Consider the following 16,494-nt stretch of genomic DNA (forward strand, 5'->3'; position numbering starts at 1 on the left):
GGCATATTTAACGCGTTTGTTACGAATAGTTACAAAGGTGTGAAAGTCGACGGATCATCGATTGCGTTCGCAAAATGGTCTGCATAGCTTCCCTTCATGGTGCACGTTTCCGAAAATGGACGGCACGAACAGGGGGTTATACAGATGACGATCGTTTCTGCGGGCGCAACGAACTGTCTTACGCGTCGGTCACGGCTGAACCTGCTCGCGTCCACTGCGATCCTGATTGCAGCCGCCGTTCCGACGCTGGCGTCGGCTCAGGAGCGCCCGACGAGCGTCGACGTGATGGCGTATGGCAGCACGCTCAACCCCGCCGATCTGGTCACCCAGCCGAGCATCGTCATCAGCGCTCCGGGTACGCCGACCACCGCACAGGACGTCGCGGGTGGCGTCAACGGCGTCGGCCAGATGACGATCGATGCGGGCGGTGGCGGCCTCGGGATCTGCACCGGGTCGCTGATCAACCCGCGCACGGTCATCTTTGCCGCGCATTGCGTCAACGAGAACGGCGCCGGCACCGGTGCGCAGGACCCGTGGCAATATGGATCGAAGGGCGGCGGCATCCCGATCGCGTTCGGGTTCGCACAAAACAACCGCCCCGCGGTGATCGACTGGTTCCTGCCGACCACCGCGACCGGCGCGGTCAATGCTCAGCAGTACAAGACCAACACCGCCAACTTCCTGTATAACGTCAATCAGGTCGTCTATAATGCCGACTCGCTGAAGCTCGGCCTGTCGCAGAACTTCATCCAGGGCGACGTCGCGATCGCGACGCTCGATACGCCCGCCGCCAACGTGCCGACTTGGGCGCTGCTGCTGTCCGCGCTGCCGGCACCCGCGACGATCGGCGCGACCACCGGCACCGGCTATCACGTAACGATCACCGGCTATGGTCGCAGCGGGCAGGGTGGCACGCTGGTCGGCGATACCAACGGCATCGATTATCGCCGTCGCATCGCCGAGAACACGATCGGCATCCTCGGCTCGTTCGACGATCGCGATGCGTTCCTGTTCGGCTCGACCAGCGGCCTGCCGCAGAACCTGTATCAGCTCGATTTCGACGATCCCCGCCGTGGTACCGCCGCCGCCAGCCCCTATGATTTCAACCTGTTCAAGGACGACGCGCTGCCCAACGAGGGTACGACCGCGGGCGGCGATTCGGGTGGTCCGCTGATCCTCGATCGGACCTTCGCCAAGCAGGTCGTGATCGGCGTCCTGTCGGGCGGTAACCGGTTCTACGGCGCGCAGCCGTTCGGTGCCTATGGTACGGCCAGCTTCTACCAACCGCTCTATCTGTTCTCGGATTACATCGCCGCGAACAATCCGTATCGCTATGCGCAGACCAAGGCGGGCGACGGCCAGTGGACCGACGCGTCGCACTGGGTGACCGCACTCGATCCGAACTACCAGATCATCGTCGACGGCAAGCTGGTCAACGGCGTGCCGACCAGCACCGGCGCTGGTATCGCTGGCGATGGCAACAAGTTCGGCCAGGTATGTTTCCAGACCGATTGCGTCGACGTGAAGACGGGCGTCCAGACGGTCGACGGCGTTCCGGTGACGGCGACCGCCGCCTCGCCCGCAGTCGTGACCAAGGTCGCGACGGGCGGTGTCGCTGCGGCCGGCATGATGCTGGAAACCGTGGCGCAGGGCGGCAAGGCCGACGCATCGCTGCTGGCCAGCGCGGAGAACGCCGCGCAGGCCGGTAAGGACGTGACGGCGCTGGCGGTGCTGTCGCCAACGCTCGCCAACGGCCTGCCGGGCGCGACCAACTTCGTGCCGAACAACGTCGATCCCGATCGCACCACGCAGCGTAGCGCACGCTATTACGACGTCACGCTGGCGGCGGCGGGCACCACCACGCTCGCATCGGCGGTCACGGTCGACAAGTTCACCGTCGCGGGCAGCACGGCCAAGCTGGCGGTGACGTCGGCGGGGTCGCTCACCAGCCTGATGACGATCAACCAGGTCACCGGCACGGTGCAGAACGACGGCGTGATCTCTACGCCGGGCGACTATTTCATGCTCGCCGGACTGCTGACTGGATCGGGGCGGATCAACACGCCGTTCTTCACCAGCGTTTCGGGCATGATCGCGCCGGGCACGATGGGGACGACCGGGACGCTGACCGTTGCCGGCAACGGCATCCTGGCCTCGGGTACCAACCTGCTCGTCGATCTCGGCGCCAACGGCACGTCGGACAAGCTCGCCTTCGTGGCGACTACGTTCAACGCCAGCGGCGCAGCGACCAACGGGATCGTCAATCTCGGCGGCAGCGTCGGGTTCGCGCCCGTCGCGGGGCAGACCATCCGATCGAACGATATCTACACGATCGTGACGGCGCAGGGCGGGGTCAGCGGAGCGTTCAATGCGGCGACGCCGCTCAGCGCGATCCTGACGCCGAACTATGTCTACAGCGCCAATGCGGTGCAGGTGCGGATCGTAGCCGGGCAATACAGCAATGTCGTTGCCGCGACGCCGATCCAGACAGCGTATGCCGGGCTGCTCGATCGCAACCGCTCGAACGCTGCGGCGCTGAGCGGGCTGTACGGCACGCTCGATCTGCAGACCGCAGCGACGATCCGGTCGACGCTGGAGGGCCTCGCCCCCCGCGCGGAAACGCTGAAGTCGAGCCTCGGCGTGGCGTCGGTCGACACGATGTCGCGGTTTTACCGCGATCGCATCGCGCAGATCGATACGCGCCACGGGCTCGGCGGAACGCTCGTGCTGATCGGCAAGCCGTTCCAGGTGGCGTCGCTGATGGCGAGCGACCTGCCGGGCGGGCAGGACATGATGAGCGACACCGGCGGCACGGTCGTCCAGCCGGGCAAGCTTCCCGACGACATGGGCGGCTTCATCGCCGGCGGCTATATCGACGGCCGCAGCCGCTCGATGCCGACCGCGATCCCGTTTGGCGGGCATGACAAGTTCGACGGCTATTTCATCGCCGGCGGTCTGGAGAAGCAGGCCGGCGAGGGCGCGGTGATCGGCCTGTCGGTCTCGTACACCAATACCGACGGCACCACCGGCGGGATCGCACAGCGGGCGAAGGGCGCGCTGTACCAGGGCACGGTCTACGGCAAGCTGGAGACCGCGTCGGGGATCATCCTCGATACGCATGTCAGCGCGGGTGCGTTCGTCGCCAAGACCGATCGCAGCGTCGGCTTCGTCGGCACCAGCTACCGGTTGCGCAGCACCGACAACGCGCTGACGCTGGTCGGCGAGGTCGGCCTCGGCAAGGCGTTCGACCTGTCGATGCTGAAGGTCGGTCCGCGCGTGTCGATCCGCGCCAGCCATATCGGCTTCGGCAAGTCGATCGAGACTGGCGGCCAGAACGGGAGCGGCCCTGCGCTGTTCGTCGACCGCGACAGCTTCGACAGCGTGCAGGGGCGTGCTGGGCTGTTCCTGAGCGGTGGCGCGTCGCTCAAGCCCTATGTCGCGGCGAACTACGTCCACGACTTCAACTCGACGCCGGGCGTGTTCGGCGCGAACTTCGTCGGCGGGATCGGTCCGAACGCACTGTTCGCGCTCGCCGGCCAGGACAAGAATTGGGGCGAAGTCAGCGGTGGACTGACACTGGTCGGTGACCGAGTCGACGTCTCGATCGGTGCCGATACCACGATCGAGCGCAGCGACGTGTCGAACCAGACCTACAAGGGGTCGATCAGCATCCGCTTCTGACAGGGCACCTCGATTTGGCGGTAGCGCCGATCCGGCAAGGGCCGTCCGCTGTAGCGGATGGCCCTTTTCGTTGTGCGTTCCGATCCCGAAGTGGCATTCCGACTCGGGCGAGACGTTCGGCATCTTTCGTCCGACCATCAATGCGGCCGCGTATTGTCGCCTGATGAAACGATGATATTGATATTGGATAGTTCTTTCAGAACTAACAAATATTATGGTTTATTCGCGGGGTAGCCGTTGCTGGGCTGCCTAAAATCCCAACTATGCTTGGTCGATGTCTTGGAATTATCAGGCTTGTTTTGAGATCTTGATCAATTACTATGACAAAGATAAGGTTTGGCCCGTCCGCTTCATTAACTCGCGTCCTATAATGTCGTGATCGACCGTCCTCCGCATTGCCGGCGGCACGCGGCGATGCTGAGCAAGTCCTGCGAGCGGAAGTGGCGGCTAAACGAGCGAAGGGTGTCGGTCCGGCACTCCTGACATAGGCAAGCGAATAGGGGGAAGTCCGATGCGAAGCGCAGATCAAGCTATCGAACGCCTGACGGCTATCAGCCGCCTTATCAACGAGTCGCGCGACATCGCCGACTCGGAGCAGGAATTCATGCTCGGCGCGAAGCTGGACGATTGCCTGCTGTGCGCAGAGGAACGGATCGCCACGCTCGCGGCGTAAGGCTGCGGTCGTCGGCGGCCCGACGTCCACGAGCGCAGTTCGCAATTGACTGCCGAGGCAATGGTTGTCATGGCAACCATATGGACTTTTTCACGCCCGCGGAATTCGGCCCGGAATGCTCGCTCGGCTATCTGTCGCGGCGCGTCCACCAGATCGGACAGAGTTTGATCGAACCGATCTTCGTCGATGAAGGCGTGTCCGGAACGCAGTGGTCTGCGCTCATGTCGCTTCTCGCCGGACGCTCGTCGACCTGCGCCGATCTCGCGCGAGACCTGTCCTACGACAAGGGCGCCAGCACCCGGCTCGTCGATACGATGGAGCAGCGCGGATGGGTGACGCGGTCGCGCGCGAACGACGACCGGCGGGTGCTCAATCTCGAACTGACTCCCGACGGCGAAGCGATCGCGATCCGGTGTCGCGACCGGATCGTCGCCTATTGGAACGTCCTGCTCGCCCAGGGGTGGGCAGCGGACGAGATCGACACCTTGATCGGCCTCCTGCAGAAACTCCGCACGACACTGGACGATGCTCTTACGGAAGGTCGTCGACCATGACCGCTCGAAACCGGATTTTTGCGACCACGCTGCTGACGGGGATGCTCGCGGGATGCGCGGTGCCTGCGTCCGAGACCGTCGTGGCGCCGATCGCACCCTCGACGCTCGGTCTGTCCGCCGAGCCGGCGCCGGTCGTTGCGGCGGACTGGTGGCGCGGGTTCGGCGATCCGCAACTCGATCGCCTGGTGCACGATGCGGTGGCAGGCAATCCGACGCTCGATGCCGCGCTGGCGCGGGTCACGCAGGCGCAGGCGGTGCTGTCGACCAACCGCGCGGACAACGGCCCCGAAGCGACGTTCGACGCGCAGGAGCAATATGCGCGGCTGAGCGGTCGCTACACGATTCCGCCGCCGTATGCGGGAACGACCCAGTTCGTCGGCACGGTCGCGGCGAATCTCAGCTGGAACCTCGATCTGTTCGGGCGTCAGAAGGCGGCGATCGCTGGTGCGCGTGCGTCGGTACGCGCCGCTGCGCTCGACGTCGCCGCGGCGCGGTTGGCGCTGTCGGGGGCGGTGGTGCAGACCTATATCGACCTCGAACGCGCCGAAGCGCAGGCGGCGATCGCGCAGCGGACGATCGCGACGCGGCAGAATACGCTGCGGCTGGTCAATGTGCGGATCCGCAACAAGCTCGGCAGCAAGCTGGATGCGCAGGCGGCGACGACGTTGCTGGCGCAGGCTCAGCAGGCGTTGCTGCGCGCGCAGGCGGCGCAGGTGCTGGCAAAGAACGCGCTGGCGGCGCTCGCGGGGCGCGGGGTCGATTACCCCGCGACGATCGGGGCGACGGCGTTGAAGCTCGATGCGGTCCTGCCGTTGCTGAAGACGGTGCCGGCGGATCTGCTCGCACGGCGCGCCGACATCGCTGCCGCTCAGGCGCGGATCGACGCGGCGGCGGCGGGGCGTCAGGTCGCGCGGCGGGCTTTTTATCCGAACTTGAACCTGGCCGCGATGGCGGGGTTCCAGGCGGTCGGGCTCGGCAATCTGGTGTCGTTCGGTGCCGGGACGGTGGGCGCCGGTCCGGCGATCCATCTGCCGATCTTCGACAATGGTCGGCTGAAGGCGGGACTGGCGGGGGCGACCGCAGCGCTCGATCTCGCAACCGCGGATTATAACGATCGCGTGATCGGGGCGGTGCGGGAAGCCGCCGATGCGGTCGCGCGGATCGGCGCGCTGGAGGCCGACCGTGCGCGCCAACGCGAGGTGGTGCGCGGCTATGCCGAGACCGGGCGGCTGAACGCGATCCGCGTCTCCAGCGGTCTCGATAATCGGCTCGACCTCGTCGACAACGATGTGCGCTTGCTCGCCGCGGAACAGGCCGATGCCGACCTCGCCGCGAATTCGGCGCAACAGCGGGTGCAACTCGCGCTGGCCTTGGGCGGCGGTTTCGATTTTCAGGAAGTGACACGATGACCGATACCGAAACGCACGCGCCTGCGGCTGCTCCTGCCGGCAATCCGCGGGGGCGCAAGCTGGGACTGACGATCCTCGGCATCATCGTGCTGGTCGGTGTGATCGTGTGGGCGGTGTTCCACTTCCTGCTCGCGGCGCCCGAGCAGGAAACCGACGATGCGTATGTCGCGGGCGATGTCGTCTCGATCACCGCGCGCGATCCGGGGCAGGTGACTGCGATCCACGCCGACAACACGCAAATGGTGAAGGCGGGGCAGCCGCTGATCGACCTCGACGCGGCGACCGCCGATGTCGGATTGGCGTCTGCCGAAGCGGAGCTCGCGCGGGCGGTTCGTGCGACCCGGTCGGATTTCTCGAAGGTCAACGAAACCGGCGCGGCGGTGGTCCAGGCCGAGGCCGAACTGGCGCGCGCGCGGAACGACTTGGTGCGACGTCGCGGCGCCGCCGCGGAGGGCGCGATCTCGGGCGAGGAATTGAGCCACGCCGCCGATCAGGTGAAGGTGGCGGCGGCGACGCTGCAACTCGCGCGCAGTCAGCAGGTGCAATCGCGCAGCGGCGTCGCGGGCACCACCGTGTCGAACAACCCCGCGGTGATGGCGTCGATCGCGGCGTACCGGCGGGCGGCGATCACGCGCAGCCACATGCATGTCGTCGCGCCGATCGACGGCGTCGTCGCGCAGCGGACCGTGCAGCTCGGGCAGCAGGTGTCGGCGGGAATGCCGCTGATGGCGGTGGTGCCGCTCGACCGCGTGTGGGTCGACGCGAACTTCCGCGAGACGCAGTTGCGCGATCTGCGGATCGGCCAGCCGACGACCGTCACCGCGGATATGTACGGCGACGATCTGGTCTATCACGGGCATGTCGTGGGTCTGGGTGCGGGTAGCGGCAACGCGTTCGCGCTGCTGCCGCCGCAGAATGCCAGCGGCAACTGGATCAAGATCACGCAGCGCGTGCCGGTCCGTATCGCGCTCGACAAGGGCGAACTGCGGCGCAACCCGCTGCGGGTCGGGTTGTCGGTGAACGCGACCGTATCGACCGCCGACAAGTCAGGGACGATGGTCGGGCGGCCGGCGGCGGCTGCCTACAAGGGGCTGGCGACGGGCGGGGGCGACCCCGCGGTCGAGGCCAAGATCCGGCAGATCATTGCGGCTAACCGGTGATGTTGGCGCGCGGTTGCTTCCCGTCGTGCGGTACGAGCGCCCGCCTCCTTGTTCTCCCGCGAAGGCGGGAGCCCAGTCTGGGTCCCCGCCTTCGCGGGGAAACAAGGGGCTTGGTGGCAGCGCCTTCACCCACTGCACCACCCCGGCGAAGGCCGCGGCCCAGTTGGAGAGGTGGTCGTAACGAAGTGCCGTCTTCCATTAGCGACGTTTCCCAACTGGGCCCCGGCCTTCGCCGGGGTGGTTGTAGTGCGGCGTTCCGTTCTCAATCGCAGCAGAGCGCCACCTGATGGCCGCCCCCTCGGGCCCCGGTCCCGCCCCCCTAGTCGGTGGCTCGCTCGCGCTGACCGCGTTCGCGCTCGCGCTCGGCACGTTCATGCAGGTGCTCGACACGACGATCGCGAACGTGTCGCTGCCGACGATCGCCGGCAACCTCGGCGTATCGAGCGACAATTCCACATGGATCGTCACCGCGTTTGCTGTCGCGAACGGCGTCGCGGTGCCGCTGACCGGGTGGCTGATGGGCCGGTTCGGCGTGGTGCGGACGTTCTGCGTCTCGGTGTTCCTGTTCACGATCGCGTCGTTCCTGTGCGGGATCGCGTGGGACCTGCCGTCGCTGATCGGCTTCCGCATCCTCCAGGGCGCGGTGTCGGGGCCGATGATCCCCGGTAGCCAGGCGCTGCTGATCGCGATCTTCCCGGCGCACAAGCGATCCACCGCGCTCGGCATCTGGTCGATGACGACGCTCGTCGCGCCGATCATGGGACCGATCCTGGGCGGCTATATCTCCGACAATTATCACTGGAGCTGGATTTTCCTGATCAACGTGCCGTTCGGGATGTTCTGCGCGTTCGTATGCTGGAACAAGCTTGGCAAACGCGACACGCCGACGCGCAAACTGCCGATCGACCAGGTCGGGCTGATCATGCTGGTGGTGTGGGTCGGCGCGTTGCAGATCGTGCTCGATCTCGGCAAGAACGACGACTGGTTCGCCTCGGAGCGCATCGTGATCGCCGCGCTGGTCGCCGCGATCGGGTTCGTCGGCTGGCTGATCTGGGAACTGACCGACGCCAACCCGGCGGTGAACCTGACGCTGTTCAAGAGCCGCAATTTCGCGATCGGGACGATCGCGTTCTGCCTCGGCTATGCGGTGTTCTTTGCGAATACCCTGCTACTGCCGCTCTGGTTGCAGACGCAGCTCGGCTATACCGCGACCTGGGCGGGGCTGGTCGCGGCGCCGTCGGGCGCCGTCGCGGTGATCCTGACGCCGTTCGTCGCGCGGCTCAGCGGCAAGATCGACGCGCGCATCCTGGCGACGGTCGCGTTCGCATCGTTCGGCTACTCCTATTATCTGCGCTCGGGCTACACGACCTATGCGAGCTTCTACGATCTGATGCTGCCGATGCTGGTGCAGGGGATCGCGATGAGCACGTTCTTCCTCGCGATGCTGACGATCTCGTTCGACCGGATTCCGGCCGAGCGGCTGCCTTCGGCGACCGGCATCTCGAACTTCGCGCGAATTACCGCGGGTAGCTTCGCGGCGTCGCTGATCACGACGGCATGGGATCGCCGCGAGACGCTGCATCAGTCGCATTTGTCCGAAGCGGTCGGGTCGGGATCGCCCTATCAGCTGGCGCGGGGTGCGCTGACGCGGATGGGGCTGACCGATGTCCAGGCGGCGGGGGCGATCACGCGGCAGATGGTCGGGCAGGCGTATCTGCTGGCGTCGACCGACATCTTCCGCGTGTCGGCATGGCTGTGCGTGGCGCTGATCGCGATCGTCTGGTTCACGCGCCGTCCGACCCCGCAGGAGGGACCGATCGCGGCGGACTGACGAACGATATTAAGCATGATCGAAACACAATCGAAACGAGTGTGTCCTATAAGACAGTCACGACTTCTGAAACGCCTGTGGGGGGCCAGACCAAATGACGATGAAATCAACCGCTTCGCGGCTCGCTGTTGCGTGCCTGCTGTTTACCGGCGCACCGGCTTTGGCCGGCGAGCGCGTGTGCCTCACGACCGTGAGCAAGCCGCGACTGGTCTGCGACGAGGGCGCCTGCGTCCGCGTCCCGGTCCGCGACCTGTGCGACGCGGTGCAGGCATCCTATCCCGGCAAGCGCCGCATCGCGAAGCCGGTGCCGGCGGTCGGGATCGATCCGGTCCGCAACGAACTGACGATGCTGATCGCCAGCGTCAGCTGATATAGGCATCAGCTGACGAAGGCGAATGCCGCGCCGGGAACGGTGACGGCGAGGTCGGTCGGGGCGAGGGTCCCGTCCGGCCGCACGTCGAGGATCGTGACGCGGTGATCGCGTTCGTGCGCGACGACCATCCGCCGGCCCTCGTCGATCATCGTGAAGAACCGCGGCGACGCGCCGCCGCTCGCGACATGCTGGATGAGTGATGCGTCGCCGTTCGGATTGAGCGCGAAGACCGCGATGCTGTCATGGCCGCGGTTGGACACGTAGAGGCGATCGCCCGCGGCGTTCGCGTCGATATGGGCTATGATATTCGCGCCCTGCCAGCCTGCGGGCAGCGTCGGCAGTGTCGTGCGAGTGTGCAGATCTGCTCCGTCGACGTCGAGGATCATCAGCGTGCTCGACAGCTCGCAGATCAGATACGCTGTTCCCGGATGCGCAGCGGTGAACAGCATGTGCCGCGGCCCTGATCCGGGCGGGGCGACGAAGGCGATGCGCGGTGTTCCGAGCGTCCCCAACTTCACGTCGACGGCGAACGCGCGCACGACGTCCGCACCGAGATCGGCGACATACAGACACCGGTTGTCGAGACCGAAGCCGACCCAATGCGTGTGCGGCGAAGTCTGGCGTTCGCGATCCGGGCCGTTGCCGACAGCTTTATGGATATCGGCCGGGAGGATCGGGAGCCCTGCTGCGTCCAGGCGGTACAGCGCGGTGGTGCCGCTGCCGTAATTGGCGATCGCGATACAGGATTGCGTCCGGTCGAGCGCGACATGGCACGGTGCTGCGCCGCCGCTGCTCGACGAAGCCAGCGTGTGCCATCCGTCGGATCCTCGGCGATAGACTCCGAGCGCGCCGTCATCCTGCTCGTCAACGAGATACTGCGTATCGAACCGCGACGAATAGACGCCGAACGACGCGTTGCGCGCTGCGGTATCCGCGGGACCGATTACGAGGCGATCGGCTTCGATCGAAAGCGGGTAGAGGCCCGCACCGCCGCCGCCCGCATAGGTTCCGATCCATAGCTGCCCCGACAAGGAGGCGGCGGTGGTAGAGGGTTCGGGCCGGGCTTCAGCGAAGGTCATGCCGAGCGTCTATCGTGATTTTGACGCGCGGTCGCTTCGGATCATCTCGCGGTCCGCCCGGTTCAGATCGTCAGCAGAGCAACCAGCTGCTCGCGGTACAGCCTGGCGAGATCGCGGTGCATCTCTGCAATCAGCGTGTTCGGCGCGCGGCGGGCGAGGACGGACTGGTCGTCCATGCGGCGTTCGATGATCGAGGGATGCGGGAGAAGATCCATTGCCGCCCTGCTGCACCCGCGATGTTTCCGGCCAATGTCCCAAGACGGTTAACGCCCCGAAATGCGCGATATTCCGTGTCGTGGCAGGCTGGTATTGCTGATAGCGTTGTCCTACCGCGAGCCGATGGGCGATCTGGACAGACTGGTTCCTTCGGGGATCATCGAGCAATGGGTGTATCACCTGCGACGGCAGCGATCGCGTGCGTCGGATGCGATCTGGCTGATCGATCAGGGGTTCACGCTGCACGACGGGATGGACGGCGTGCCGCAGAACGACGCGACCGCACGCTGGCGCGCCGAACAGGAAACCGTCGTCGAGGAGGTCACCGCGCTGCTCGCGCTGTACGACGGCATCAACCTCGGCAAGATCGACATCGACGCTATCGACGACATCGCCTGAGGGCCGCCACCACTATCGCCGCCGCCATCGTCCGAGGCGCTTAGCCCGCCTCGCTATAACTCTCGCGAATAAGCCTGCCGGTATCGTGCAGCGACGTGCTGCGCGGCATTTCCGGGTCGGGCATATCCGTTACCAGCTCGGCGGACGCCGCCAGTTGCAGATGACGCTCGCTGAGCGCCTGATGCGCCGCACGTCCGGCATCCGTACGCGACCGGCTGGCCAGCCGCTGTTCCTGCTCGGCACGGCTGCGATGATAGGCCACCTGCGCCTGCCATGCCTGCGTGCGCATCGCCGCGTGATCGTCGGTCATAATGTCTCCGCTTCGACCGCGGGTTTGCTGTCGGTTGCTTTATAGAGTGTTAACGCGCCGGTTTATTGCGGCACGGTGCGACGCGCATCAGACGGGGCGCGGGGCCGGTGCCTGCCAGCCGCCGCCCAGCGCGCGGAACAGGTCGACCTGCGCGCCGGCGATCCGCGCGTCGGCTGCCGCAAGGTCCGTGTCCGTATCCGCCAAAGTCCGCTCCGCATCGAGGACGTCGAGGAAGTCGATCTGGCCTTCGCGCTGCCGGGCGCGGGTAATGCGAGCTGCGGTGGCGGCGTTGTCGTGTGCCGACTGCAATTGCGTGCGGCGATCGAGTTCGCGGGCGTAGTTCGACAAGGCGGTCTCGGTTTCCTCTAGTGCGGTGAGGACGCTGCCGTCGAAATTGGCGAGGGCGCCGCGCGAGTCCGCCTCGGCGCCGGCGATCCGCGCGCGGGCCGCCGACTGGTTGAGCGACCAGTTCAGCAGCGGGCCGAGCAGCCAGCGGATCGGGCCGCCGGTGAAGATGTCGCCGACGCTGAGTGCGGTCGAGCCGATCGACCCGCCGAGCGAGATCTGCGGATAGAGTTGCGAGGTCTGCACGCCGATCCGCGCGGTAGCCGCGGCCAGCCGACGTTCGGCGGCGTGGACGTCGGGGCGGCGTGCTAGCAACGCCGCGCCGTCGCCGATCGGGATCGGCTGGTCGAGGCGCGGCGTGGTGGTGCGCGCGCCGGCGGTTGCGGGCAGGTCCTGCGGGGTGCGGCCGGTGAGCGTGGCGAGGCGGAACAGCGCGGCTTGGCGCTCGGCTTCGATCTGCGGGATGTTGGCGGCGCGCTGGTCGCGCAAGGCCGCGATCCGGACCTGGTCGAGGCGGGCTGCACGACCGGCGTCGACGCGCTTGCCGGTCAGCGTGTTCGACTTGTCGAGCAGGTCGACGATCCGCCGGGCGACCGCGAGACGTTCGGCGGACGAGGCTGCATCGACATAGGCGCGGGTTGTTGCCGCGACGATCGAGACGCGGACGGCGTCCGCATCGGCCTGCGCCGCGCCGACGTCGCCGCGGGCGGCTTCGACGTTGCGGCGGACTCGGCCGGCGAGATCGACCTCGTAGCTGACGTCCAGGCCTACGTCGTAGGTGGCACGCTCGCGGTCGAGACCGGGCAGGTTCTGGAGTTGCGAGGTGCGCGCGTAGTTGCCGCTCGCGCCCGCGTTCACCTGTGGCTCGCGATCGGTCTTCGCGCCGCGCAACGACGCACGGGCGCTGTCGAGGCGGGCGACCGCGACGCGGAGGTCGGTGTTCGCCGCGAGCGCATCCGCGACGAGGCCGTCGAGGACCGGGTCGCGGTACATCCGCCACCAGTCGTTGTCGGGCGCGGTCGTGACGGTCGCGGCGTTGGCGGTGACGAACGATGCCGCCGCCTTGGGTGGGGTGATCGGCGCGACATAGTCGGGGCCGGCGGCGCAGGCGGCGAGCGTCAGCGCCGAGAGGTTCGCGAGGAGGGCGGACTTCATGATGCTGGTCCTATTCGGCTGGCTGGAGCGTCGGGGCGGCAGCGGTTGGCTTGCGGCGTTCGAACCGCAGCGCCAGCGCCCGTGCGACGACATAGAAGGTAGGGGTGAAGAGAAGCCCGAACCCGGTCACGCCGATCATCCCGAAGAACACCGCGGTCCCGAGCGCTTGGCGGAGTTCCGCACCCGCACCGGTCGCGATCACCAGCGGCACCGCGCCGAGGATGAAGGCGAAGCTCGTCATCAGGATCGGCCGCAACCGGTCCTTCGCCGCGCGTACCGCGGCCTCGACCGGGGTGAGGCCGTCCTGTTCCTCGGCCTGCTTGGCGAACTCGACCACGAGGATCGCGTTCTTCGCGGCGAGTGCAATCAGCACGACCAAGCCGATCTGCGTGAGGACGTTGTTGTCCATGCCTCGCAGGTTCACGCCGGTCATTGCGGCGAGCAGGCACATCGGCACGATCAGGATGATCGCGAGCGGTAGCGTCAGGCTCTCATATTGCGCGGCGAGCACGAGGAAGACGAACACCACCGCCATGCCGAAGACGAGCGCGGCGGTGCTGCCGGCTGCTTTCTGCTGATAGGCGATGCCGGTCCATTCATGCGCGTAGCCGGCAGGGAGCGACGCATCGGCGAGCTTCTCCATCGCGACCAGCGACTGGCCTGACGAATAGCCCTTGGCAGTGTCGCCATCGACCTCGACCGCGGGGAAGAGGTTGTAGCGGACCACGCGGTACGGGCCGGTCTTGTCCTTGAACGTCGAAACCGAGCCGACCGGGACCATCTGGCCCGAGTTGGAGCGCGTCTTCAGGTTGGCGATATCCGCGGTGGTGTTGCGGAACGGTGCGTCGGCCTGCGCGGTGACGCGGTAGGTCCGGCCCAGCAGGTTGAAGTCGTTTACGAACGCCGAGCCGAGATAGACCTGCAACGCCTCGAACACGCGCTCGGGGGGAACGCCCAAGAGGTTGGCCTTGGCGCGGTCCACATCGGCGAAGATGCGCGGCGTGGCGGTGTCGAAGAACGTGTAGATCTGGGCGAGACCCTTGGTCTGGTTCGCCTGGCCGATCAGCGCGTAACTCGTCTTGCCGAGGTCGGCGTAACCGTGGCCGCCCTGGTCCTGCACCATCAGGCGATAGCCCCCGGCCGAGCCGATACCCTGGATGAGCGGCGGCGGGACGATCAGTAGGCGCGCTTCGGTGATGTCGCCGGTCGCTTTTTGCGATTCCGCCATGATGCTGGCGAGCGTGACGCCGAGCTTCTTGCGTTCCTCGAAGCTCTTGAGCGGGATGTACGCGGCCGCCGAGTTGGGGGCAAGCGTCTGCGAGGGCCCGTCGAAGCCCGCGAGCATGACCGCGCCCTTGACGCCGGCGAGCGGCAGGATGCGTTTCGCGACCTTCTGCATGACGGCATCGGTGCGCTCGACAGACGAGCCGGGCGGAAGCTGGATGACGGTCAGGAAGTAGCCCTGGTCCTGTGCGGGAACGAAGCCGGACGGGGTGATCGTGAACACGCCGACCGTGACCGCGATCAGTGCGGCATAGGCGATCATCATGCGCTTCGGTGCGGTGACCAGGCGGGCGGTGAGGCGGGCATAGCTCTCGCTCATCCGTTCGAACCCGCGGTTGAAGGCATCGCCGGCACGCCGCACGGTGCGGGTCAGGCGGTTGCCCGAGTCCGCGGGGGCGGTTGGCTTGAGCAGCATCGCGGCGAGCGCCGGCGACAGCGTCAGCGAGATGAGCAGCGAGATGATCGTCGCGGTCGAGATCGTCACCGCGAACTGACGGTAGAACGCGCCCGACAGGCCGGTGAGGAACACGGTCGGGATGAACACCGCGCACAGCACGAGCACGATCGCGACGAGCGCGCCCGACACTTCGTCCATCGACGTACGCGCCGCCTCCAAGGGAGAGAGCCCGTGTTCGAGGTTGCGCTCGACATTCTCGACCACGACGATCGCGTCATCGACGACGATGCCGATCGCGAGAACGAGGCCGAACAGCGAGAGGTTGTTGAGGCTGTATCCGGCGGCGGCGAGCACCGCGAAGGTACCGATCAGCGAGACCGGGATCGCCACGATCGGGATGATCGCCGCGCGCCACTTCTGCAGGAAGACGAGGATGACGAGCACGACGAGGACCATCGCCTCGAAGAGCGTGTGCTTCACCGCGTCGATCGACTGCGCGATGAACTCGGTCGGGTTGTAGATGACCTTGTATTCGAGGCCCTTGGGGAAGCGCTTCGACATGCTTTCCATCTCGGCGGTGACGGCTTGTGCCGCGCCGAGCGCGTTCGAGCCGGGCCGCTGGAAGACAGCAGCGATGACCGTCGGCTTGCCGCTGAGATAGGTGTTGGCGCCGTAATCCTGCGCGCCGAGTTCGACGCGCGCGACGTCCGAGACGCGGACCTGGCGGCCTTGTGCGTCGGTGCGGATGACGACGTCGGCGAACTGCTTGGGATCGGTCAGGCGGCCCTGCGTCTCGACGTTGAGCTGGAACGCGCTGTTGCCCTTGTCGTAAGGCGGCTGTCCGAGCGTGCCGGCGGCGACCTGGACGTTCTGCGCGCGCAAGGCCGCGACGATCTCGCCGGCGGTGAGGTCGAGTGCGGCGGCGCGACCAGGGTCGATCCAGACGCGCATCGAATAATCGCGCGCGCCGAACAGCTGCACGTCGCCGACGCCGTCGATGCGGCTGAGGCGATCGCGGACCTGCGTGAGCGCGTAGTTGGAGATATAGCCGCGATCAAGCGAGTTGTCGGGCGAGACGAGGTTCACCACCATCAGGAAGTCGGGCGACGTCTTCCGCGTCACCACGCCGAGGCGCTGGACGTCCTCGGGCAGACGCGGGACGGCGACTGCGACGCGGTTCTGGACGAGCACCTGCGCGGCATCGAGGTTGGTGCCGATCTTGAAGGTGACGGTGATCGTGACCTTGCCGTCGCCGGTCGATTGCGACGACTGGTACAGCATGTTGTCGACGCCGTTGATCTCCTGCTCGATCGGCGCGGCGACGGTTTCCGCGACCGTCTCGGCGGAGGCGCCGGGATAGGTCGCGCTGACAGTGACGGTGGGGGGGACGATGTCGGGATATTGCGACACCGGCAGCGTCATATAGGCGATCGCACCGACGATCGTGATGATCACCGCGATCACGCCCGCGAAGATCGGCCGGGTGATGAAGAAGCGCGAGAAGCGCATGGGAATTTCCTCGGTAGAGGGAGGCGGGCACGCGCCAACACCACCCCGGCGGAGGCCGGGGCCCAGTTGGGCGAACCGCAATAATTACATCGAAACGCTATCCCACCTGGGCCCCGGCC

The 16,494-nt window shown here is 66.6% G+C and carries 13 protein-coding genes; 8 read left to right on the forward strand and 5 right to left on the reverse strand.

The features are described from left to right. The first annotated feature begins 144 nt into the window (after positions 1 to 144). The 7 genes from ASF09_RS13120 (at position 145) to ASF09_RS13145 (ending at position 9,678) form a co-directional block, all read left to right on the forward strand. Positions 145 to 3,681 (forward strand): autotransporter outer membrane beta-barrel domain-containing protein, encoded by a 3,537-nt coding sequence (locus ASF09_RS13120; RefSeq protein ID WP_060526616.1) that lies wholly within the window; start codon positions 145 to 147, stop codon positions 3,679 to 3,681. 511 nt (positions 3,682 to 4,192) lie between these two features. After that, positions 4,193 to 4,354, forward strand: coding sequence for a hypothetical protein (locus tag ASF09_RS20370; RefSeq protein WP_156359358.1), 162 nt, complete (start codon positions 4,193 to 4,195; stop codon positions 4,352 to 4,354). A gap of 80 nt (positions 4,355 to 4,434) precedes the next feature. Beyond that, positions 4,435 to 4,908, forward strand: a complete 474-nt coding sequence (locus tag ASF09_RS13125) for a MarR family winged helix-turn-helix transcriptional regulator (protein WP_056051492.1) — start codon at positions 4,435 to 4,437, stop codon at positions 4,906 to 4,908. After that, entirely contained in the window at positions 4,905 to 6,317 is a 1,413-nt protein-coding gene (locus ASF09_RS13130; protein WP_060526617.1) for an efflux transporter outer membrane subunit, read from the forward strand. The genes ASF09_RS13125 and ASF09_RS13130 overlap by 4 nt, the downstream gene beginning before the upstream one ends. Continuing rightward, a complete protein-coding gene (locus ASF09_RS13135; RefSeq protein WP_060526618.1) occupies positions 6,314 to 7,477 on the forward strand; it encodes an efflux RND transporter periplasmic adaptor subunit in 1,164 nt (387 codons plus the stop codon). Before ASF09_RS13130 ends, ASF09_RS13135 begins: the two co-directional genes overlap by 4 nt. Before the next feature lie 286 nt (positions 7,478 to 7,763). Continuing rightward, positions 7,764 to 9,308 (forward strand): DHA2 family efflux MFS transporter permease subunit, encoded by a 1,545-nt coding sequence (locus ASF09_RS13140; protein WP_060526619.1) that lies wholly within the window; start codon positions 7,764 to 7,766, stop codon positions 9,306 to 9,308. Positions 9,309 to 9,408: 100 nt separating this feature from the next. Beyond that, entirely contained in the window at positions 9,409 to 9,678 is a 270-nt protein-coding gene (locus ASF09_RS13145) for a hypothetical protein (RefSeq protein WP_156359359.1), read from the forward strand. Between the two features lie 8 nt (positions 9,679 to 9,686). Here the strand turns inward: ASF09_RS13145 and ASF09_RS13150 are convergent, their stop codons facing one another. Both ASF09_RS13150 and ASF09_RS20725 read right to left on the reverse strand, forming a co-directional pair. Beyond that, positions 9,687 to 10,760, reverse strand: coding sequence for a lactonase family protein (locus ASF09_RS13150; RefSeq protein ID WP_082444287.1), 1,074 nt, complete (start codon positions 10,758 to 10,760; stop codon positions 9,687 to 9,689). A 62-nt stretch (positions 10,761 to 10,822) separates the two neighbouring features. Next, positions 10,823 to 10,975, reverse strand: a complete 153-nt coding sequence (locus ASF09_RS20725; protein WP_168371620.1) for a hypothetical protein — start codon at positions 10,973 to 10,975, stop codon at positions 10,823 to 10,825. A gap of 61 nt (positions 10,976 to 11,036) precedes the next feature. On the opposite strand from ASF09_RS20725, the gene ASF09_RS13155 reads away from it, so the two are divergent. Then, positions 11,037 to 11,375 carry a hypothetical protein gene (locus ASF09_RS13155; protein WP_235529821.1) on the forward strand — a complete coding sequence of 113 codons (339 nt, stop codon included), beginning with the start codon at positions 11,037 to 11,039 and terminating at the stop codon, positions 11,373 to 11,375. 40 nt (positions 11,376 to 11,415) lie between these two features. On the opposite strand, the gene ASF09_RS13160 is transcribed toward ASF09_RS13155, so the two are convergent. The 3 genes from ASF09_RS13160 to ASF09_RS13170 all read right to left on the reverse strand — a co-directional run bounded on the left by ASF09_RS13160 (position 11,416) and on the right by ASF09_RS13170 (position 16,375). Then, positions 11,416 to 11,685, reverse strand: coding sequence for a hypothetical protein (locus ASF09_RS13160; RefSeq protein WP_060526621.1), 270 nt, complete (start codon positions 11,683 to 11,685; stop codon positions 11,416 to 11,418). An 87-nt stretch (positions 11,686 to 11,772) separates the two neighbouring features. Continuing rightward, positions 11,773 to 13,185: an efflux transporter outer membrane subunit gene (locus ASF09_RS13165; RefSeq protein WP_156359360.1), complete on the reverse strand. Its 1,413-nt coding sequence runs from the start codon at positions 13,183 to 13,185 to the stop codon at positions 11,773 to 11,775. Between the two features lie 10 nt (positions 13,186 to 13,195). Further along, positions 13,196 to 16,375, reverse strand: a complete 3,180-nt coding sequence (locus ASF09_RS13170) for an efflux RND transporter permease subunit (RefSeq protein WP_060526622.1) — start codon at positions 16,373 to 16,375, stop codon at positions 13,196 to 13,198. Between the last annotated feature and the right edge of the window lie 119 nt (positions 16,376 to 16,494).

This window comes from Sphingomonas sp. Leaf242, assembly GCF_001422045.1.
Lineage (GTDB): Bacteria > Pseudomonadota > Alphaproteobacteria > Sphingomonadales > Sphingomonadaceae > Sphingomonas.